This is a genomic window from Thalassospira lucentensis MCCC 1A00383 = DSM 14000, assembly GCF_000421265.1.
Classification (GTDB): domain Bacteria; phylum Pseudomonadota; class Alphaproteobacteria; order Rhodospirillales; family Thalassospiraceae; genus Thalassospira; species Thalassospira lucentensis.
Genome location: NZ_ATWN01000002.1, coordinates 223,848 through 244,243, shown reverse-complemented (window position 1 = coordinate 244,243; position 20,396 = coordinate 223,848). Strand labels below are relative to the sequence as shown.

Genomic DNA, 20,396 nt, shown 5'->3' with positions numbered 1-20,396 from the left:
GTGAATGAAAAAAACGACGTCAACATCGTTGGACTACAGAACGCTGTCGGGCAGTCTCGATAGATCAGACAATGCCGCCGAACTTTATAGCGCGTTGCTTGATACGGCAGACACCGGTTCGCTTGCGATTTCGCAGGATGGCGCGATTTGCCATTGGAACAAATGGATGCAAAACCGATCTGATCTGGCACCGCATCAAGTTCTTGGCAAACAGCTTATCGACGTTTTTCCTGAAACCCGATTGGGTCGGGTCAGTCAGGCGATTGAAGACTGCCTGAAATTTGGCATGCCCGCCGTTATCTCCCCATCGCTTAATCAAGGTGCCCTGCCGTTAAAGCCCCTGCCGCAATTTGCCGCAAGCTTTGATCGCATGGAGCAATCAATCCGCATCCATCCAATCAAGACTAGCAGCAATGGCACGCTGTGTTCGTTGACCATTCGCGATGTTACTCTTGCCGTTCAACGCGACCGACTACTTCGTCAGCAGGCTGCCGAATTGGCTGACCTTGTTACCCAAACCCGACGCAGCGAAGGCCGGACCCGGGCGATTTTGCAAAATACCATTGATGCCATTTTGGTGGCGTCAGATGATGGCAATATTGAACCCCTAAACGCACGTGCGCAGGAACTTTGCGGGCCCGAAGGCGACCCGGAACTACGCAACATCATTCGCTTTCTTTTGCCTGACAGCGAACACATCACCCCATCACCACCACCAAAGGATCGACTTTTGACTGACCTTGGAACCGGGGTGATCGAGGTTCTCGCCTGCACGTCGAGCGGGCGCAACATACCTCTGGAAGTCGCGATCAGTCATTTTTCCGCTGATGAACGCTATCACTACATTATTACTCTGCGCGATATTTCCCAACGCAAACGCCATGAGATGGAAATTCAGCGCACCATGGCTGAACTAGAACGTTCCAACAGCGAACTTGAACAGTTTGCCTATGCCGCGTCCCATGACTTGCAAGAACCACTGCGCATGGTGTCAAGCTATACCCAGCTCATCGCCCGACGGTATGAAGGCCAGCTTGACGATACAGCCGATGAATTCATTCATTATGCTGTTGATGGCACCCAACGCATGCAGCGCATGATTGACGACCTTCTGACCCTGTCGCGTGTTGGACGTCATGGGAAACCGTTCCACGCGGTTTCTTTACATGCCCTGTTTGATGCGCTTGTAACCAACTTCAAACGTGCCGGATCCGCCCCCGAAGGCAATATCATCCGCGAAGGAACCCTTCCCACCATCACCGGCGATGCAAGCCAGCTACTGCTGCTGTTCCAGAACCTGGTATCCAATGGCCTGAAATACAGTGACCCCGAAGATGGCAAGGTACGGGTATTCGCCAAGGAAACTCTGAACAACTACCGCATTTTTGTTGCCGATAACGGGATCGGAATTGAAGAGCAATATCACGAAACTATTTTTGAGGTTTTCAAACGCCTGCATGGCTATGGTGATTATGCCGGGACAGGAATTGGCCTGGCGATTTGCAAAAAGATCGTCGACCGGCACGGTGGATCGCTGGTCGTCACCAGCACGCCGGGCGAAGGCAGCACATTTTGCGTCGAGTTTCCAAAAGAATTGCCGATTGTCGTCACACAGGAAAGCATGTAGCTTTCAGTTTACGTAAGCGTAAACCTCAACAGCATTGAGCCCCCATGAGCGACAGCTACTCCATTACTGATCTTGCCCGCGAGTTTGACGTAACCACGCGGACCATCCGTTTTTACGAAGATCAGGAACTGATCGAGCCCGAACGTCAGGGACAAACCCGCATTTACAGCCAGCGTGACCGGGTGCGTTTGCGCCTGATCATGCGCGGCAAGCGGCTTGGTTTCTCATTAAAGGAAATACGTGATCTTCTTGATCTCTATGATGGCGACCGCAGCGAAATCACCCAATTGACCATCCTTGTGTCCAAAATCAACGAACGCCGTGATGCACTTCGCACACAGCGTGAGGACATTGACGCAACGCTTGATGAGCTTGATAAACTTGAAGAATCCTGTCAGGGCGAACTCAGCCGAAAGAAGACCGGCTAAGATCAAACACCCCAGATTGATCGGCTTTACGGATTGCCCGCCGTTGGATTTGTAACTTTCACAAGCTGGGGTTCTGATGGCCGCGACAGGATAAACAAACTGACCGGAACAGCGACCAGCACCTGAACCATCACGACCCAACGGCTTTCGACAAAAATCAGCGACACCGCAATCACAACAAAGAATGCCAACATCGCCATACATTTGGCCCGCCGACTGATGACACCATGATTGTTCCAATCACGAATTGGGCCGCCAAACCGGGGATGATTGCAAATCCAGTCGTGCAGCCTTGGCGATCCCTTGGCAAAAAGCCAAGCGGCCAACAACATAAACGGCGTCGTTGGTAAAAGCGGTAGGAAAATACCCACAACGCCCAATCCAATTGCAAGCCAGCCAAGACCAATATAAATATGCGAAAAGCGCACCGTCGATTTCCTGTTTACAGCTCGTCACGCCCCTGACAGGCTAGATCCACGTCAATGTAGGCGCAGTAATTGCGAAATTCAATTAATAGCCGACTACTACACTCAGTTATGTTAACCGCCCCGGTTACGCCCTGAAAATCTTTTACGGTTACCCATGCTTGAGATCGAAAAAGGCCTTTATCTGGATGAACGCCATCTGAATTTTCAGTTCGTGCGCGCATCGGGCCCCGGCGGACAAAACGTCAACAAGGTATCGAGTGCAGTTCACATGCGCGTGCGCATTGATGACCTGACCGAACTTCCTTTGCGCGTACGCAACCGCCTGCGTGAACTTGCTGGAAGCAAACTGACCAACGATGGCGAGATCATCTTTGACGCCCAGCGTCACCGCACACAGGAGCGTAACAAACAGGATGCGATAGAACGGCTTCTCGCCCTGTTGCGCAAAGCCGCCGAGCGCAAGAAATATCGCGTAAAAACACGTCCCAGCGTATCGGCAAAACGCAAACGCACTGATAACAAGAAAAAGCGCGGCGAAACAAAAAAAATGCGCCAGACTCCATCATATTGATGAACACGCCTGCTCTGCAAAGTTCGATCCACAATTAACTTAAGGGACTGTGCCGCACCCAGTCTTCCATCAGTGCCGCAATCTCGACCGTATCAAGTTCACTGGCCGCCAAGCTCTGCCAGGTTGAGAACTGTAAGCTGTGGCGAACAACGGCCCGGCAAAGGTCATTGCCGCTCCGTGCCGCAGGAAGATGACGCATGATGTCATCTTGGATAAGGGCAAGATGTTTGTCGGCAGGGCGTAATGCGTTGTCCAGATCCTCAAGCTTTCCACGATCTGACAGCAGGCCCGCCCATACATTGCTGGTTTCGCTGTAATAATAATACAGCATGCTCAAAATTGCGATGGGCCAGTCTTGCGGGTTAACGCGGTCGCGCCAGTCTGCCGGATCAGGCATCGGGCTGCTTTCAAACCACGCCTTTAGCGCGCCTGCCATCAAATCAGCTTCCTTGGGAAAGTGGCGATAGACTGTAAGGCGCTGCACAGATGCTTTGGTTGCAACCGCACTGATAGTTGTTGCGGCAGGACCAACCGAACCATAAAGCAACAAGGCCGCATCAATGATCTTTTGATGGGTATCTTGTTCCTTATCTGCGCGTTTGGTCTTGGTGTATGTCCGCGTCGCCATGATGCCCCCAGCGTGTATGCATGTCCGCCAGACCCCAAATCCGGCACAGAAAGCAAAAAGGTAACATGCCTTCACTTTTTCAATGAACGGTTTTGCTTACCGGGCATCGAGGATGCCCAAACAACTCACTTTATTTGCCAACAGGCGATCATCATCCATATAAAGGTCCATCGTATTAAAAGGACTGCCCGATGACGATTGACTGGAATCATATTGCCAATGCCCCCCTGCCCGAAAATTGCGGTTGGCGCGGGACATATCGGGTCCGCTATTCCGAGATTGGCGACAATGGCAAAGTCATGCTCCCTGCCCTTGCCGACTACATGCAAGATGCGGCGGGCTGGGGTGCCCGGATACTAAAACTGGCCTATGACGACACGATTGATCAGGGGATCGCATGGGTATTGGCGCGCATGGTCATCCATATCCGCGACTATCCCGGCAATGGCGAAGACATCACGGTTGAAACATGGCCATCAGGTGTATCGCGCCGGGTTGCCACCCGTGATTTTCGTCTTACCAATGCCAAAGGTGATGTGATTGGTGTCGCGCAAAGTTTCTGGGTGATGTTTGATTTGCGTGAACGCCGTGCTGCACAATGGCCCGACTGGATTTCCGACCGCCTGCCGAACCCGCCCGGCCCAAAATTGATTGATGCGCCGCTGCGCGCTCCCTTTACCACAGATTCGCTTTCCCCTTGCGACACCATCAAGGCACGTCCGTCGGACCTTGATCTGTATGGGCACGTCAATAATGTGCGGTTGATGCAGTGGGTTCTGGGGATCGCCGGACAAAACAGTCGACCGGACTTTCATCCCGAAAGCCTCGACATTCAGTTTCGAACCGAATGCCGCGTGCATGAACGGGTTGAAATCAGACATTGCGATGGATTTGCCGCCATTACCCGCGACGAAGACGGCACCGATTTGGTTCGTGCCCAAATCACGCCGCGTAATCGCATCGCACTGGCTTAGGAACGATCCGGATAGCCATCAGTGACGGCCATACTCTTAACGACCGTCCATCATTGCATCGAACAAATTGGCAATCGGTTTGAAACTGCGGCGATGGTGCGGGGTTGGCCCAACATCACCAAGACCTGCCATATGCTTTTTCACCCCGTAACCTGCATTGCCTTCCCAGCCAAAAAACGGATAGCGCACAGCAAGGCGCGCCATGGCACGGTCACGCACCACCTTGGCAACAATCGACGCCGCCGCAATCGAAAGCGATTTACTGTCGCCCTTAACCACGGTTTCAACCGCACAAGGCAACCCCGGGTCACGATTACCATCAACCAGTGCCTGATCGGGAAGGGCTGATAAATGGGTAACTGCGCGGCGCATCGCAACATAGGTTGCCTGCAAGATATTAATCTGGTCAATCTCCCGCACAGAGGCGGCACCGATGCCAACCTCGGCACAGCTCATGATGATGTCATGAAGGCGATCACGCTTTTTGACTGACAGCTTTTTGGAATCATTAAGTTCGTTCAAAAGAACAGCGGGCAACCGGTCATCACGTGGCAGGATAACCGCGGCGGCAACAACCGGTCCGGCCAGTGGCCCCCGACCAACTTCGTCAATCCCGGCAATGCGCCCGCAATACTGATCTTCAATGGAAAAATCAGGCATGATGATAAAGGCTCCCTCTTGCCTTTTGTCTAGCAGTCACGGCTCTGTCAGACAACTGATCACGCATCAGACCGTTGTGGGTTTTCGATCACATACACATCATATCGATCCGGTTTTGATCGGCACGTCATCCCGATTTTACGGGCAACACCAATGGACCCATGATTACGTTGATCAATCCCGGCCACAATACGCGGCAAGTTTAGCGTTTCAAACGCGTGTGGCACCAGTGCAAGGGCCGCCTCAGACGCAAAGCCGTTTCCCCAATAATCGGGATGCAGCCGCCACCCGATTTCAACATCCGGCCCAACGCCATCCTCGGGGATTAAAAGTACCCAGCCTATAAAGGTGTTTGGTGCAGATTTGGCAAAGACCGACCAGTATCCCAACCCGTCACTATAGTGCGCATTGATCCGGGTTCGGACAAACGCTCTGTGTTCGCCGTCCTCATCCCAAGGCCCGGGAATGAAATCGACAACACCGGGCGCCTTGTCCATGACAATACAGTCGTCAAAATCATCCATGGTTCGGGGACGTAAAATCAGGCGGTTGGTCTCAAAAATCATGGCGGATGTTCCACGCAATACTGTCATGGGGGTATCCTAACAAAAACGGCACCGAATGACGGTGCCGTTCTTTAAAATACGTCAGAAAGTCAGAAGCCGGAAAAATCAGTTTTCCTTTTCCTGATATTCCTCGCTGGGATCGTAGCCTTCAGGCCCGACCGGATCAAAAGTCGCCCAACCTTCATTCTGCTTACTGGGTGGCAAATCCGAATGTGGATCAACATTCAACAGCATGTAAGCCTTGGCAATCAGATTGGCTGTGATCGGGGCTGTCAGGAAGATGAACAGCGTGATCAGCAATTCATGAATGGTGAAATGCCCACGTTCAACCCAGAAATACAGCATAGAGGCAATCAAAACGCCCCCGACGCCAACGGTACTGGCCTTGGTCGGCGCATGCAGGCGCGGCAACAAATCACGCAGCTTGAGCATACCGAATGACCCGACCAGCAGGAACAATCCACCAATCACAATCAGAAGCGAGATAATGAGTTCGACGATAAATGGCATCACAACGCTCCCTTATTCGATGATGTCGCCACGCAAGATGAACTTGCAGTAGGCCACGGTTGAAACAAACCCGAACATGGCGAACAAAAGCGCGCCTTCGAAATACATCGCCGTGCCTTTTGCGATGCCATACATCACCAGAAGGGCAATGGCGTTAATCGCCATGGTATCGACCGCCAAAATGCGGTCTGCCGTTGTCGGCCCCATGGTCAGACGCCATAAATTCATCAGCAATGCCAATGACACACAGACGAAGCCGAAATTCAGTGCATATTCGATCATTCGAAAATCTCCTTCAGGCGGCGTTCGTAGCGGTCCTTGATCTCATCAATCACACCCTGTGCATCCGGGGCATGAAGACAATGCACCAGAAGGCTTTTGGCATCGGCACTCAGATCAATTGTGACCGTACCCGGCGTCATGGTGATGGTGCCAGCCAGTGTGGTGATTGCCTCGGGCGATGTCAGTTCTAACGGCACGACAACGCATTTTGTTTCAAGGCTTTCGGTTTTGCGAAACAGGATCAGCCCGGCGACAACCACATTGGCCACCAGAATATCCCATAGAACCACAAGACCATATTCACAGATCGCATACGCGTTGCGAATTTTCGGCCGGGCAGGCCAGAAACTTGCGGTGATCAAGGGGATAATCACCGCAAGGATTGCACCGAAAACAACAGCACCTGCCGAAACTTCGTTCGCCAGAAGCACCCAGACGACCAGCAAAGCCAGCGATAGCAGCGGGTGGGGAAGATAACGTTTCATCATCATGATCCTTTCAACACCACTTACTGGCCAAACTGCGCAAGGGCACCATCGCCCAGCACTGCTCGAATATATTGCGACGTATCAAATATCTGATCAGCAGTCCCGTTGAGGTAATGACTGATCGGACCGGCGAACACTGTTAAGGCAACCAAGCCACCAAGCATACCGCATGCAGAAATGATTGGCAGAACCGGCCATTTGGCACCTTCGACAACGATCTCGCCGTCAAGCGATGAACTTTTCCAGAACAGCACACTGCCTGCACGGCCAAAACCGATAATGCACATCAAAGACGTCACCAGAATAACCGACCAAATCCAGACCATGGCATCACTGTCGCGCGAAGCGTCGAGGATCTGTAATTTACCGATAAACCCGCTCAGCGGCGGCATACCGGCCATGCCAATCGCCCCGATAAAGAACAGAACGGCAAGGAACCCGGACTGATGGAAAACCGGGGCTGTGTTGAGACTGTCGCCAAACTGGCCCCGTCGGGACACGACAAGATCAGCAATCAGGAACAGGGCCGCGGCCGAAAACGTCGAATGCAGCAAATAGTAAAGGCCTGCTGAAATGCTTTCAGGGGTGAACAGCCCAATCGCTGTCAAAAGCGTCCCCATCGAGCCGATCACCGCAAAGGCAATCAGGTTGTTGAGGCGTTTTGCAGCCAAAACACCGATCATGCCAACGGCAATGGTAATCAGGGCGGCCGGCAGGATATAGGGTTGTGCGAGCCATGCCATATCACCGGCAGTGTCGCCAAAAGCCAGCGAATAGACACGCAGCACCGAATAGGCCCCGACCTTGGTCATGATCGCAAACAGGGCCGCGACCGGTGCAGGCGCATTGGCGTAGGTTCCCGGAAGCCAGAAATGGATCGGGACCATTGCCGCCTTCACACAGAAAACAAGCAATAGAACCAACGCCCCGGCGCGCAGCAACGCCGCATCTCCGGGTGCTATGTTTGCAACCTGAATGGCCAAGTCTGCCATATTCAGCGTTCCGGTCACCGAATAGATCATCCCAACCCCAACCAGGAACAAGGCTGATCCGGTCAGATTGACGACAACATATTGCATGCCTGCCTTAAGACGGTCGGCCCCAGCACCATGAAGCATAAGCCCATAAGACGCGATCAGCAGAACCTCAAAGAAGACAAAGAGGTTAAACAAGTCCCCCGTCAGGAACGCACCATTCACCCCCATCAGCTGGAACTGGAAAAGAGCATGGAAATGCTTGCCGCGCTGATCCCATTCACTTGAGGCAAACAGGACAACGCCAAGCCCCAGAAGCGATGTCAGGAAAATCATCATCGCCGACAACCGGTCCAGAACCAGCACAATCCCGAAGGGTGCTGGCCAATCGGACAGGGCATACATTTCCGGGCCATTGCCATTGGCGAAAATCAACAGCGACAAGGTCACTGCGACAAGTGCCACGGTTGCCGTTATCGAAAATACGCGCTGCAACAAAATATCGTGACGAACCGCCAAAACAATCAGGGCGGCCATCACAGCGGGCAGTACTATGGGAATAACAATCCAGTCACCCATCAGTTTTTATCTCCTGCTTCGGATGGCTCGCCAACCGGTTGACCGTCAACATGATCATTCCCGATTTCAAGAAAGGTCCGGATCGACAGCACAACGATCAATGCCGTCATCCCAAACGAAATCACAATCGCCGTTAGCACAAGTGCCTGTGGCAATGGATCGGTGTATTCCGTCACACCTTCACGCAGGATCGGCGGCATATTGATGGTAAGCCGTCCCATGGCGAACAGAAATACGTTCACCGCATAGGACAGAAGCGCCAAACCAATCACCACCGGGAACGTCCGCCCACGCAGCAAAAGATATGTTCCGCACGTTGTCAGAAGCCCAATACTGCTTGCTACAAGAAATTCCATATCAGGCCTCCTTCTCTGGCGTTGCTATCCGAACAGATGGATCGTGATCCATCGGATCAAGATTGACATCGATATGTTCTGCCATGCGTTCGACCTGTGACAGTTTGGCAAGAGCCAGCATCACCGCCCCAACCACCGTCAGGAACACACCAAGGTCAAAGCCCATGGCAGATGCCAGTTCAAATTCACCAACAATCGGCAGATGAACATGGACAAACCCACTGGTCAGGAACGGCAAGCCCGCGACCCAGGCCGAAGCCCCGGTAATCGCTGCTGCAATAACCCCCAAACCAATCATGCCGTGGTAATTGACTTTCATGCGGTTCTGGGTCCAGCCAAAGCCCGACGCCATATACTGCATGACCAAAGCGACCGAAACGACCAACCCGGCAATGAAGCCACCGCCCGGTTCGTTGTGACCGCGCAGGAAGATGTAAACACCGACCATCAGCGACAAGGGCAACATCACACGCGTCGCGACCACCATCATCATCGGATGGCGATCCGCCGACCGGCGATTGCTGACGACCCAGTTTGCCAGACGTTTAGCCGCTTCGCCCTGGGTCACGGTTTCGATCAAGGCAAAGATCGAAAGGGCCGCAATGCCCAGCACAATGATTTCACCAAAGGTATCAAACCCACGGAAGTCGACGAGGATGACGTTCACAACGTTTGTCCCGCCACCTTCGATCTTTGAGTTGGCCAGATGATAGGCCGAGATCGAGTTTGGCAGGTCACGCGTCATGATCGCCCAGATGGCCCCGCCAATGCCAAGGCCTGCCGCAATCGAAACCACCCCGTCACGCAATTTGCGCCCCGGAAGGCTTTCCTTTGGCGTTTCCTTTGGCAGGATATTAAGGGCCAGCAACATCAGGATAACAGTCACCACCTCAACCGAGATTTGCGTCAAGGCAAGATCAGGTGCCGACAGATAGATAAAGCCAAGCGAGACAATCAGACCAATCACACCGACCAATAACAAACTTAGAAGCCGGTTATGATGCATCACCACCGCAGCAATACTGGTTACAACCAGCAACACCCAGCCAATCGCCGCCGCAGGTGAAACATCCAGCAATTCCCGCGTGCCCGCAGTATGGTCCGGCTCGGCATAAAATCCAGAAACCCCGATCGCAACGGACGCAACAATCATCACCGAAAGGTAACGCTGCAACGATCCATTGTGCAGATTGTCCGAGATAACCCGACTTAGAGCGACAAGCTTGGCAATCGCACAATCAAACATCGCCTTGGCATCAGGCCGTGACAGGTTTGCGGTCGCCGAAATCAACGCCCCGTGGCGCATCAGCAACAGCGCACCAACAACAATCGCGATGACGCTCATGCCAAGGGCTGGTGTCAGCCCATGCCAAAGTGCCAGATGATACTCCGGCAGTTCCCCACCGATAACCGCACTGGACGTCGCAGCAACCAGCGGCCCGGCAATCACCGCCGGGAACAAGCCGATCAAAACCACCAGAACCGTCAGCAATGCAGGCGGGCCCCACATGCCAAAGGGTGGATCATGTGGATGATGCGGCAAGTTCTCATCGCGTGGCTTGCCCATCCAGACGTGGAAGATAAAGCGGAAGGAGTACGCCACCGAGAAGATTGCCCCAACGGTGGCCAGAAGCGGCACGACCCAGCCCTGATCCAGCCACATGGTGTGCCATGCTTCTTCGAGCATCATTTCCTTGGACAGGAACCCGTTAAGCGGAATAATCCCGGCCATTGATGCCGCCGAGATAATGCCAATCGTCCCGGCAATCGGCATCAGGTTGAGCAACCCACCCAGACGACGAATATCGCGGGTTCCGGTTTCATGATCGATAATCCCGGCGGTCATGAACAGGGCCGCCTTAAACGTTGCATGGTTGATGATATGAAACACACCAGCCACAGCGGCAATCGGCGTTCCAAACCCAAGCAGCATGGTAATAAGACCAAGGTGGCTGACCGTCGAATAGGCCAGAAGTCCCTTTAGGTCATGTTTGAAAATCGCAATCCATGCGCCGAGCACCATGGTTACAAGACCAGCGGTTGCAACGATATAGAACCATTCCGGTGTCCCCGACAAAACCGGCCACATGCGGGCCATCAGGAAGATACCGGCCTTCACCATGGTTGCCGAATGCAAATAGGCCGAAACTGGCGTTGGCGCGGCCATCGCATGGGGCAGCCAGAAATGGAACGGGAATTGAGCCGATTTGGTAAAGCACCCCAGCAGGATCAAAACCAGTGCCGGAACATACATCGGGGACGCTTGAATTAAATCTGCGTTCTGAAGGATCACGGTCAAATCATAGGACCCGACAATATCACCCAGAATCAACATCCCGGCAATCATTGCAAGCCCGCCTGCCCCGGTAACGGCCAGGGCCATACGCGCGCCCTGACGCCCTTCGGGCAGATGCTTCCAGTACCCGATCAGCAAGAACGACGACAGCGACGTCAGTTCCCAGAAAACCAGCAACAGCAGGATATTGTCCGACAGGACAATCCCGACCATAGCCCCCTGGAACAACAACAGGAACGCATAGAAGCGCCCCATCGGGTCGTCCTTGGACAGATAGAACCGCGCATAGATAATGATCAGTAACCCGATCCCAAGGATCAGGGTCGCAAAAAGCAAGCCCAGCCCATCAAGGAAGAAGGTCACATTCAGGCCCAGTTCCGGAAGCCAGCTATAACTGACCTGAAACACCTCGCCTGAAATCACGGCAGGTGCCTTTGCCATCAGCAAAATCAGGGCCAGCAGTGTGATAGAACCAGTCGCAGTCGCGCATGCGTTGCGCCCGGCCCTGATCATTATGGCGGGCAGTACCGCCCCAATGAAGGGAAGCAAAACAATGAGGGTGAGACTCATGAAAGACCCTTATTTTTGGAAGTCGCCGTATCGCCCCCAACGCGAGACAGCAAGAAAATCCCGCAGAAGGTAATATTTGTACAGAAAATGGTCAAGAAAACCCAACCCTTACCGTTTTTTACTTTCGGCCTGTCAAGTGATACCGATCACCAAAAAGTACAACCCTGACGTCGAAATACTTAACGTTTACCACCTGCAAGACGAATTGCCTCGGGCATCTGGCGCAAACGCACCATTGCAATAGTGCCCAAAACCGGCCCGATCGACAGCATGGCAAATGCTCCCCACCATCCAAAATGATCCGCGACAACCGGCACAAGATGGATCGACACAAGGGCAATGAGAAAACCAATCGCATTTTGTAAGGTCAGAGCCGTGCCGACCTGATGGGGATCAGCCAGTTCGATCACACAGGATGAGAACTGGGCAGAATCCGCAACCACTGAAATGCCCCAGATGATACAAACGGCAAGCAGGATCGCAAAAGGCGCGCTGCCGAAAGTCCCGACAACAAGCGCACATGCCCCACTGACGATCATTGCGGCAATGGTAACGGTGGTGCGTCCGATGCGGTCGGCGAAATACCCCCCGGCAAGGGATCCGAATGCACCCACCCCGACAATGGCAAATGTTGACAAAGCCGACCACACCCCGGGATTTTCAATCAAACGATCCGAAAAACTTCCATACAGGAACAAACCGATCCAGCCCCACATGGCATAAAGCTCCCACATGTGGCCGAAATAGCCATAACAGGCATGCCGCAGCGGTTTGTTGGCCCAGATTTGACCGACCATGCGCGGATCAAAGCGCGGTGATTTTCCCGGTGTCCCACCCAGTTGGACAAACAGAACCGCAATCCCCGCGACATAGGCCGACACACTGGCAGCAACAATCACCAGCCGCCAATCAAGCGGGACGGCCACGGAAAACAGATGCGGCAAGGCCGACCCCATGGTCAGCGCCCCAACCAGCAGCCCAACCAGAAATCCGGTATCCCCACGCGCCCATGTCGCGACCATTTTCATGCCAATCGGGTAAATTCCGGCCATGCAGACACCGGTAACCAGACGCAGGACAATGACCAAAACCCCGTCAACCGGAACCGTCAGGATCAGGATATTGGCCGTTGCGGCAATGATTGCCGATACGGCCCAGAACCGACGCGGTTCAATCCGGTCGGCCAGACCAAAAACCGCACTGGTAACCGTCCCCAAAACAAAGCCGAGCACAACCGAACTGGTAAAAAGGGACGACTGGACAGCACCAAGATCAAACTCTGCGCGCAACTGCGGCAGAACCGCCGTTGCCGAAAACCAAAGAGCAAGCGCCATCAACTGACACACCGTAATCATTGAAACGGCAAAGCTTTTTCCCGTGCGTGCCATGCCTTCTCCGACCGATTTGTACGCGTTCGGGCCATAATACACAGAAGGCCAAGAATGACTATCTTGGAACTGTTTGGGGTTTCAACCGTTCAGAAATACTAGGAAATGCAACCTTGCAATAGAACCGGAGCGCCCTATGCCCCTCCTGGATCAATATGCAAACGGTGTCATCACCGCCATTGGCTTCTTCTGGAACGCATTATGGGCCTTTGTCCTTGGTTACGCCATTAGTGCCGCCATTCAGGTTTTCGTCCCCAAGAAACGTCTGACCAACCAGATGGGAGATGCCAATCTTCGAAGTGTGTCTCTTGCGGGCCTGTTTGGTGCGGTTTCAAGTTCGTGCTCATTCGCAGCCCTTTCGGCAGCTCGGTCACTTTTCCAAAAAGGCGCGCATTTTATTGCCACCGTCGCATTCATGTTTGCATCAACCAATCTGGTGATTGAGCTTGGCGTTCTGATTTTCCTGTTTTTGGGGTGGGAATACCTTGCCGCCGAACTTGTCGGTGGCATTCTGATGATTGCCATCTCCGCCCTTTTGATCCGCTTGACGTACCCTGAGAAATTAATCAATGCGGCCAAAAAGCATGCCGACGATGCAGGCAATCAAGACGAAGAAGATTTTGACTGGAAAAAACGCATTAAGTCACTCAAGGGCTGGCAACAGGTTGGCACCCGGTTTGCCATGGAATGGCAGATGGTCTGGCGCGAAATCCTGATCGGTTTCACGATTGCGGGCTTTATTGCCGTATTCGTCCCAAATCAGGTTTGGCAAACATTGTTTATGGCCGACGCTGCTTCGGGTGATCAGGCAAATATGCCGTTTCTGGTCGTTCTGGAAAATGCCCTGATTGCTCCATTTGTCGCCGCAGCTACCTTTATCGGATCCATGGGCAACATCCCGCTTGCAACTGTACTGAGTGCCGGGGGTGTCAGTTTTGCCGGTATTATGGGCTTTATATACTCTGACCTGATGGTACCACCGCTGGTGAAGGTCAACGCACGCTACTATGGCTGGAAAGCAGCGCTTTATATCGCTGCGATCATGTATGCCAGTATCGTCGTAACCGCCCTGACCCTGCATTATGCCTATGCCGTGATTGGCATTATCCCCGAAGGCAGTCGCGACATCGCCGAGGTTAGCGCCTTTGGCATCAACTATACCTTTTTCCTCAACATTGCGGCATTCGCCTTGGGTGGTTTGTTGCTGTGGTTAAGGTATCGCGACCAACATGCAGCGTCTGAGACATCAGACCATAATGATCATGAGCACGGCCATCATTCGGGTCATCAGCATCACGACCATGGAAGCTCATCCCTATGGTCGTTTAAGAACATGCTGATTTTGGCCGTCCTGATTGCGCTGGCTGGCGGGTTGATCATTAAGGCCGCCTTAACCCTCTGAAAAAAAAGATGCCGCTGGTCGAAACCGGGCGGCATCAAGGTTCCCGAGCGGGAATGAAATAATATTTCAATGAGTTAGTTAACTTACTTATTAAAGCACCCGTTTATCGTCGATGACCTTACCATCATTGGGAAGGCTGCCGGTAGCAGCGCCTTCAACAATCCCGCGCAGCTTGCACACGCTGGCAAGAGTTTCACCAATGGCATCGATGTGACTGGCATCCGCGCCTTCACACAACAGGGTCATGACGTCATTATCGCTTTCACGCGTCACAACAAGGCGCGCCTTGCCAATTGCGTCATGGCGTTTGATGATTTCGGCAATTTGTTGCGGGTGAACAAACATGCCTTTGACCTTGGTCGTCTGATCGGCACGGCCCATCCATCCCTTAATCCGGTCATTGGTGCGGCCACATGGGCTTTGTCCCGCTGCAATCGCCGACAGATCGCCGGTTGCAAAGCGGATCAACGGATAATCCATGTTCAGCGACGTCACGACAACTTCACCAACGTCACCCTCGGCCACCGGATCGCCAGTGCCCGGACGGACGATTTCAAGAATGATGTCTTCGGCAACGATCATGCCGTCCTTGGCGTCACTTTCGTACGCAATCAAACCAAGGTCTGCACTGGCGTAACATTGCAACATCGCGATTCCGCGATCAGCAAACCAGTCGCGTAACGTTTCGGGCAATGCTTCGCCCGACACCAGTGCGCGCTTGATCGACGAAATGTCCGCCCCGAGCTCCTCAGCCTTTTCGATCAGGATTTTCAAAAACGACGGCGTGCCGCAATAGCCCGTCGGTTTCAAATCACTTATGGCCTTGACCTGAGCTTCGCTTTGCCCAACCCCAGCGGGGATCACAACACAACCACATGCGCGTGCACCACTGTCAAAGATGAAGCCACCCGGCGTCAGATGATAGGACAGGCAATTATGAACGATATCGCCCGGACGGAACCCGGCGGCAAAAAATGCGCGCCCCATACGCCACCAATCATCACCTTTGCCCTGTGGATCATAAATCGGCCCCGGGCTTTGGAAAATACGCGCAAGCGCTGGAACCGGCGTCGCAGTCAATCCGGCAAAAGGCGGTTCTTTCGCATGAGCATCGATCAAATCGGATTTGCGCGTGACCGGTAATGATGCCAGAGCCTCGCGGCTGGTGATGGCTTTTGGATCAACATCAACAAGAACCCGGCCAAACCCCACAGACTGCGATTTTGCATGGTGAATGATTCGCGGCAATGCTGCCATCAACCCGACTTCGCGATCAGCAGGTTTGCGCGTTTCTCTTCCGTCGTAAAAGGTCTTTAGCATTTTGCCCGTCTTTCATCCAATTTCGTCAACCATCATGATATGGTTGTTATAGCCAACGTTTGCGCCGTTTATATGACTTGATGTTCTTAAAGCTTTTGCGGTCTTCCGACCCACCGCCAAGATAGAACTCCTTAACGTCTTCATTATTGAGAAGTTCGTCACGTGTGCCATCAAGCACTACCTTGCCGCTTTCCATGATGTAGCCGTAATCGGCGACTTTCAGCGCAAAGTTGGCGTTCTGTTCAACGATCAACATAGTAATGCCTTGATCGCGATTGATCTTTTCGATAATTCCAAACACTTCCTTGACCAGAAGCGGTGACAAACCCATCGATGGTTCATCAAGCAGGATCATTTTCGGCCGTGCCATCAAGGACCGACCAATTGCGAGCATTTGCTGCTCACCACCCGAAAGATATCCGGCAAGACCAGTGCGTTCTCTCAGGCGCGGGAAGTAGTCAAAAACCATCTCGATGTCATCTTTGACCCCCTTGTCCTTGCGGGTATAGGCCCCAAGTCGCAGGTTTTCGATACAGGTCATATCTTCAATAATACGGCGACCTTCCATCACCTGAAATAGGCCGGACCGCACGATATCTTCGGGATTGCCATTGGCGATCTGTTTTCCCATGAAATTGATATCGCCACGGGTCACTTCGCCGTCTTCGGTTTTCAGCAAGCCCGAGATCGCCTTGAGTGTCGTCGATTTCCCCGCTCCGTTCGGACCGAGAAGGGTAACAATTTTGCCTTGCGGAACCTCGAGAGATACCCCGCGCAGGACAAGGATCACCTCGTCATAAACAACTTCGATATTGTTGACCGATAGCATCGGTTCGGCATTTTCGATTTTACGGGCGGGCTCTGCCATGGTGTCCCCTTCGATCACATCCGTGTTTCGTTCCCATGTATCGGGGACGGAGCATAAAGCCCGTCCCCGATCACCACGGGAGACATTCGTCTTCAGACCAACTCAGACGTAGGCCTTAGTAACCAAGCCAATCGTCACGGCGCGGCAAGGTCACAGTGGTCAGCTTCTCAACAGACGCTTCGCCACCTTTTGCCGAACCTTTATAGATATTAACGGTGTTGATGCCACGATGGTCTTCGGCGGTCCAGGTTGCTTCCATGCAAACGCCTTCAAGACCTTTTGGCACCCACATCTCGCGGGCATACATGCCTGCCTTGATGTTTTCACCGGTGATGCCGCCATTTGCCTTTGCCCATTCCATAGCTTCTTTCATGTAATAAGCAGAGCAAATGCCACGGATGTAATGGTGGGTGCGGAATTCCTCGCCCGAGTTGTCGGACATTTTCGAAATTTCGCGCACCAAATCCATCCCCGGAACACCTTCGTCGCTCCAGAAGCTGGTCATCGCCGGGAAAATGTAGTTATCAACATCCCCAATGGTTTTGAGCGTTTCGTAATCGCCTGCCCAGATATTGGCGAGCCATTTCGGGGTCGCGCCAACCGTGTCACAGGATTTCACCAGCGACACAACCGATGGGCCGAGGTTACCGAGATAGCCATAGTTGGTGCCAGCTTCCTTAAGCGTCAGGCACTGCGCTTTGAAATCGCCCGGCTTCATCGATACAACAATTGGCGACGTAACTTCAAAACCAAGTTCGGTTGCATATTCCGCACAGGCTTCTTTTGGTGCGTTCGGGTACGGATGGTTGTCCCCGATGTGCGAGAAGATTGGCTTGCCGCTGTTGCCCGATGACTTCCAGTCTTCGGCAGCCCACTGAACCATTGCACGGCAGGCATCGGAATAGGATGCACCGTAGAAGAAGTTATAAGGTGCCGGCTTGGCCGTTTTCGGGTTTTTCGCAGTCGGATCGGTCAGATGGCCTGAGTAGGACGCGGAATAAACCGGCACCTTATCCTTGGCGACAAAGCTGATCAGGGCTTCGGTATCACCCGTTCCCCAGCCTTGCATTGCAACCATGTCGTTACGTGAAAGCCATTTCTTATAGTTCGCAATCGCCTGCGGAACTTTATAAGCGTAATCAATAGATTCTGAATCCAGAACCGTGCCATCAATCCCACCATGGGTATTGATGTAGGACAGCGCGTCACGGACACCATCAGCATAAAACTTGCCGATAAAACCGGTCGGGCCGGTAATATCCATCAAATGACCAACAAACACCATATCGTCATCTGCCTTGGCTGCCGCCATCGACAAGCTGGTCGCAACCATCGCGGTTGCAGCAATCAATCGTTTCATCACGACGTCTCCCTTGGACGTTTTATTAAACAAAGTAGCCTCCCGGTCTTCACCGATTTTGATCCCGTTTCTTTTTTGGTTTTTAGCGAAACGGGCTTCGGCGGTATTTATCAGTACGAGAAGGGATAAAGCTTCCAGTACGCCCTGATCTGTTGCCAGCGATGGGCAAGCCCATCCGGCTCAAAGATCAGGAAAAGGATAATGGCCAGACCGATCGCCATCTCCTTGATATAAGCCAGCCCGTCGGTCACATCCGTCGAACTTGCCCAGTCGAAAACACTGAGTGCGCTGACACCGCTTTCCATCACTTCGGGCAACAACACCATAAAGACAGTGCCCATAAGCGTCCCCTTTACCGAGCCAAGACCACCGATAATGATCATGCCTAGGAACTGGATCGACAGCAGGATGGTGAAACCCTCGGCTGAGACAAAGCCAAGATAATGGCCATACATTGCCCCACCGATCCCGGCATAAAACGATGAAATCGCAAAACTCATCAGACGATATTTCGTCAGATTGATGCCCATGATTTCAGCAGACAGGTAATGGTCACGCACAGCCACAAACGCGCGGCCATCACGGGTCCGCATCAGGTTGGTGCCCAGAAGATACATCACCACCAAGAAGAACAAGCAGACGTAGAAGAAGCTGAAATCATCATAGATTTCATAACCAAACACATTCACCGGATTGGCCGCCGCCCCATAGGATCCACCGGTAAACCAGTTCGCACGGGCAAAGAAATCTTCGAGGATGAACTGGGCGGCAAGGGTGGCAATCGCCAGATACAGCCCCTTGATCCGCGCAGCAGGAAGACCAAACAGCAAACCAACCGCAGCCGTCATCAAACCGGCCAGCGGGATCGACAACAACACCGGAATGCCCGTGGTGTTATTGATCCAGGCCGACGCAAATGCCCCAAAGCCAAAGAATGCCGCGTGCCCCAATGAAATCTGGCCGGTGAAACCCACCAGAATATTCAGCCCCAATGCGGCAATGGCAAAATAGGAAATCTGAATGAACAAGTTGACGTAATAGCCATCCAGAACAAACGGGATCAGGGCCACGGCTATGATGCCAAGAATGGCGGCATTGCGCACAACAGTTGTATCAAAAATGCGGGTATCTTGCCGATATGTCGTTCGGAAATCACCGCAGGGACGCATCGAAAATCCAGCCATCGTTTATTTCCTCGTCCCTTAGATACGTTCGATATCTTTGGTGCCAAACAGGCCATAAGGCTTGATGCACAAAATTATGATCAACACATAGAACGGTGCGATCGAGAACAGGTTGCCCCAATGCAGGTACTGGCCATCGACAAACTCGGCCGTATTTTCAAGCAAACCAATAATCACCCCGCCAACAATCGCGCCGACAATCGAATCAAGTCCGCCCAGAATAACCGCCGGGAACACCTTGATCCCGATCACTGACAATGCCGATGACACACCATTGACCATCCCGATCACGATCCCGGCAACCCCAGATACAAGGGCGGAAATCGCCCATGACATGGCAAATACGGTTTTGACAGAAATCCCCAGACTTTGGGCAACCTGCTGATCAAACGCGGTGGCGCGCATCGCAAGGCCAAGCTTGGAATACTTAAAGAACCAATAGAACCCGGCCATGATGAACAATGAGATCACAAAGCTCATGATATAGGCCGTCTCGATCTGCATCCCGAGCACGTTCAAAGAACGGGTTTCAAACACCTGCGGATAGGTCGCGGTGGTTGCCCCGAATATCCATTTGGTTGCCGCCTGGAAAAAGATCGAAAGCCCGATGGTCACCATAATCACGGAAATGATCGGTTCGCCAATCATCGGGCGCAGCACAACCATCTGCAGAACAATGCCAAACACCATCATGAACAGCAGTGTAAACAGGAACCCCATCCAGAACGGCATGTGCATCTCGACAAGGAAGGCGTAACAAACCCACGCCCCGATCAAAAGGAACTCACCTTGGGCGAAATTGACGATCTGGGTCGATTTATAGATCAGCACGAAGCACATGGCGACGACGCCATACAGTGTCCCGACGATCAACCCATTCAGCAAAAGCTGGAACAGAAGTTCGAAATTCATGTTGCCATCCCTGTAATGGCGGCCC

The 20,396-nt window shown here is 52.9% G+C and carries 21 protein-coding genes; 5 read left to right on the top strand and 16 right to left on the bottom strand.

Annotated features, from left to right (window positions below; all coding sequences use genetic code 11):
• Positions 1-4: 4 nt before the first annotated feature.
• On the top strand, positions 5-1,627 hold the full coding sequence (locus K355_RS0105235) for an ATP-binding protein (RefSeq protein WP_022731061.1): 1,623 nt from the start codon (positions 5-7) through the stop codon (positions 1,625-1,627).
• A 44-nt stretch (positions 1,628-1,671) separates the two neighbouring features.
• Positions 1,672-2,055, top strand: coding sequence for a MerR family transcriptional regulator (locus K355_RS0105230; RefSeq protein ID WP_022731060.1), 384 nt, complete (start codon positions 1,672-1,674; stop codon positions 2,053-2,055).
• A gap of 26 nt (positions 2,056-2,081) precedes the next feature.
• On the opposite strand, the gene K355_RS23165 is transcribed toward K355_RS0105230, so the two are convergent.
• On the bottom strand, positions 2,082-2,483 hold the full coding sequence (locus K355_RS23165) for a YbaN family protein (protein WP_022731059.1): 402 nt from the start codon (positions 2,481-2,483) through the stop codon (positions 2,082-2,084).
• A 154-nt stretch (positions 2,484-2,637) separates the two neighbouring features.
• On the opposite strand from K355_RS23165, the gene arfB reads away from it, so the two are divergent.
• The gene (arfB, locus tag K355_RS0105220) at positions 2,638-3,054 is read left to right on the top strand and encodes an alternative ribosome rescue aminoacyl-tRNA hydrolase ArfB (protein WP_022731058.1); all 417 of its coding nucleotides are present in this window, start codon (positions 2,638-2,640) and stop codon (positions 3,052-3,054) included.
• Between the two features lie 34 nt (positions 3,055-3,088).
• Here the strand turns inward: arfB and K355_RS24985 are convergent, their stop codons facing one another.
• Entirely contained in the window at positions 3,089-3,682 is a 594-nt protein-coding gene (locus tag K355_RS24985) for a TetR/AcrR family transcriptional regulator (RefSeq protein WP_022731057.1), read from the bottom strand.
• Between the two features lie 191 nt (positions 3,683-3,873).
• Between K355_RS24985 and K355_RS0105210 the strand changes: the two genes are divergently transcribed.
• Positions 3,874-4,656, top strand: coding sequence for an acyl-[acyl-carrier-protein] thioesterase (locus K355_RS0105210; protein WP_022731056.1), 783 nt, complete (start codon positions 3,874-3,876; stop codon positions 4,654-4,656).
• Between the two features lie 36 nt (positions 4,657-4,692).
• Here the strand turns inward: K355_RS0105210 and K355_RS0105205 are convergent, their stop codons facing one another.
• The 9 genes from K355_RS0105205 to K355_RS0105165 all read right to left on the bottom strand — a co-directional run bounded on the left by K355_RS0105205 (position 4,693) and on the right by K355_RS0105165 (position 13,325).
• Positions 4,693-5,316, bottom strand: a complete 624-nt coding sequence (locus K355_RS0105205; protein WP_022731055.1) for a ribonuclease HII — start codon at positions 5,314-5,316, stop codon at positions 4,693-4,695.
• A gap of 59 nt (positions 5,317-5,375) precedes the next feature.
• A complete protein-coding gene (locus K355_RS23155; protein ID WP_022731054.1) occupies positions 5,376-5,909 on the bottom strand; it encodes a GNAT family N-acetyltransferase in 534 nt (177 codons plus the stop codon).
• A gap of 78 nt (positions 5,910-5,987) precedes the next feature.
• Positions 5,988-6,392 (bottom strand): Na+/H+ antiporter subunit G, encoded by a 405-nt coding sequence (locus K355_RS23150; protein WP_022731053.1) that lies wholly within the window; start codon positions 6,390-6,392, stop codon positions 5,988-5,990.
• A 12-nt stretch (positions 6,393-6,404) separates the two neighbouring features.
• Positions 6,405-6,674 carry a K+/H+ antiporter subunit F gene (locus K355_RS0105190; protein ID WP_022731052.1) on the bottom strand — a complete coding sequence of 90 codons (270 nt, stop codon included), beginning with the start codon at positions 6,672-6,674 and terminating at the stop codon, positions 6,405-6,407.
• A complete protein-coding gene (locus K355_RS0105185) occupies positions 6,671-7,159 on the bottom strand; it encodes a Na+/H+ antiporter subunit E (protein ID WP_245562911.1) in 489 nt (162 codons plus the stop codon). Before K355_RS0105185 ends, K355_RS0105190 begins: the two co-directional genes overlap by 4 nt.
• 23 nt (positions 7,160-7,182) lie before the next feature.
• Positions 7,183-8,715 carry a monovalent cation/H+ antiporter subunit D gene (locus tag K355_RS0105180; RefSeq protein WP_022731050.1) on the bottom strand — a complete coding sequence of 511 codons (1,533 nt, stop codon included), beginning with the start codon at positions 8,713-8,715 and terminating at the stop codon, positions 7,183-7,185.
• On the bottom strand, positions 8,715-9,071 hold the full coding sequence (locus K355_RS0105175) for a Na+/H+ antiporter subunit C (RefSeq protein ID WP_022731049.1): 357 nt from the start codon (positions 9,069-9,071) through the stop codon (positions 8,715-8,717). The genes K355_RS0105180 and K355_RS0105175 overlap by 1 nt, the downstream gene beginning before the upstream one ends.
• A 1-nt stretch (position 9,072) precedes the next feature.
• Positions 9,073-11,937 (bottom strand): monovalent cation/H+ antiporter subunit A, encoded by a 2,865-nt coding sequence (locus tag K355_RS0105170; protein ID WP_022731048.1) that lies wholly within the window; start codon positions 11,935-11,937, stop codon positions 9,073-9,075.
• A 179-nt stretch (positions 11,938-12,116) separates the two neighbouring features.
• Positions 12,117-13,325, bottom strand: coding sequence for an MFS transporter (locus K355_RS0105165; protein WP_022731047.1), 1,209 nt, complete (start codon positions 13,323-13,325; stop codon positions 12,117-12,119).
• A 136-nt stretch (positions 13,326-13,461) separates the two neighbouring features.
• On the opposite strand from K355_RS0105165, the gene K355_RS0105160 reads away from it, so the two are divergent.
• Positions 13,462-14,727: a permease gene (locus K355_RS0105160; protein WP_022731046.1), complete on the top strand. Its 1,266-nt coding sequence runs from the start codon at positions 13,462-13,464 to the stop codon at positions 14,725-14,727.
• A gap of 90 nt (positions 14,728-14,817) precedes the next feature.
• Here K355_RS0105160 and K355_RS0105155 read toward each other — a convergent pair whose 3' ends face one another.
• The 5 genes from K355_RS0105155 to K355_RS0105135 form a co-directional block, all read right to left on the bottom strand.
• Positions 14,818-16,047, bottom strand: a complete 1,230-nt coding sequence (locus K355_RS0105155; RefSeq protein WP_022731045.1) for a phenylacetate--CoA ligase family protein — start codon at positions 16,045-16,047, stop codon at positions 14,818-14,820.
• A gap of 46 nt (positions 16,048-16,093) precedes the next feature.
• Entirely contained in the window at positions 16,094-16,876 is a 783-nt protein-coding gene (locus K355_RS0105150) for an ABC transporter ATP-binding protein (RefSeq protein WP_033368604.1), read from the bottom strand.
• A 154-nt stretch (positions 16,877-17,030) separates the two neighbouring features.
• Positions 17,031-18,275, bottom strand: a complete 1,245-nt coding sequence (locus K355_RS0105145) for an ABC transporter substrate-binding protein (RefSeq protein ID WP_022731043.1) — start codon at positions 18,273-18,275, stop codon at positions 17,031-17,033.
• Between the two features lie 110 nt (positions 18,276-18,385).
• Positions 18,386-19,459 carry a branched-chain amino acid ABC transporter permease gene (locus K355_RS0105140; protein WP_022731042.1) on the bottom strand — a complete coding sequence of 358 codons (1,074 nt, stop codon included), beginning with the start codon at positions 19,457-19,459 and terminating at the stop codon, positions 18,386-18,388.
• 18 nt (positions 19,460-19,477) lie between these two features.
• Entirely contained in the window at positions 19,478-20,371 is an 894-nt protein-coding gene (locus tag K355_RS0105135) for a branched-chain amino acid ABC transporter permease (protein ID WP_022731041.1), read from the bottom strand.
• Between the last annotated feature and the right edge of the window lie 25 nt (positions 20,372-20,396).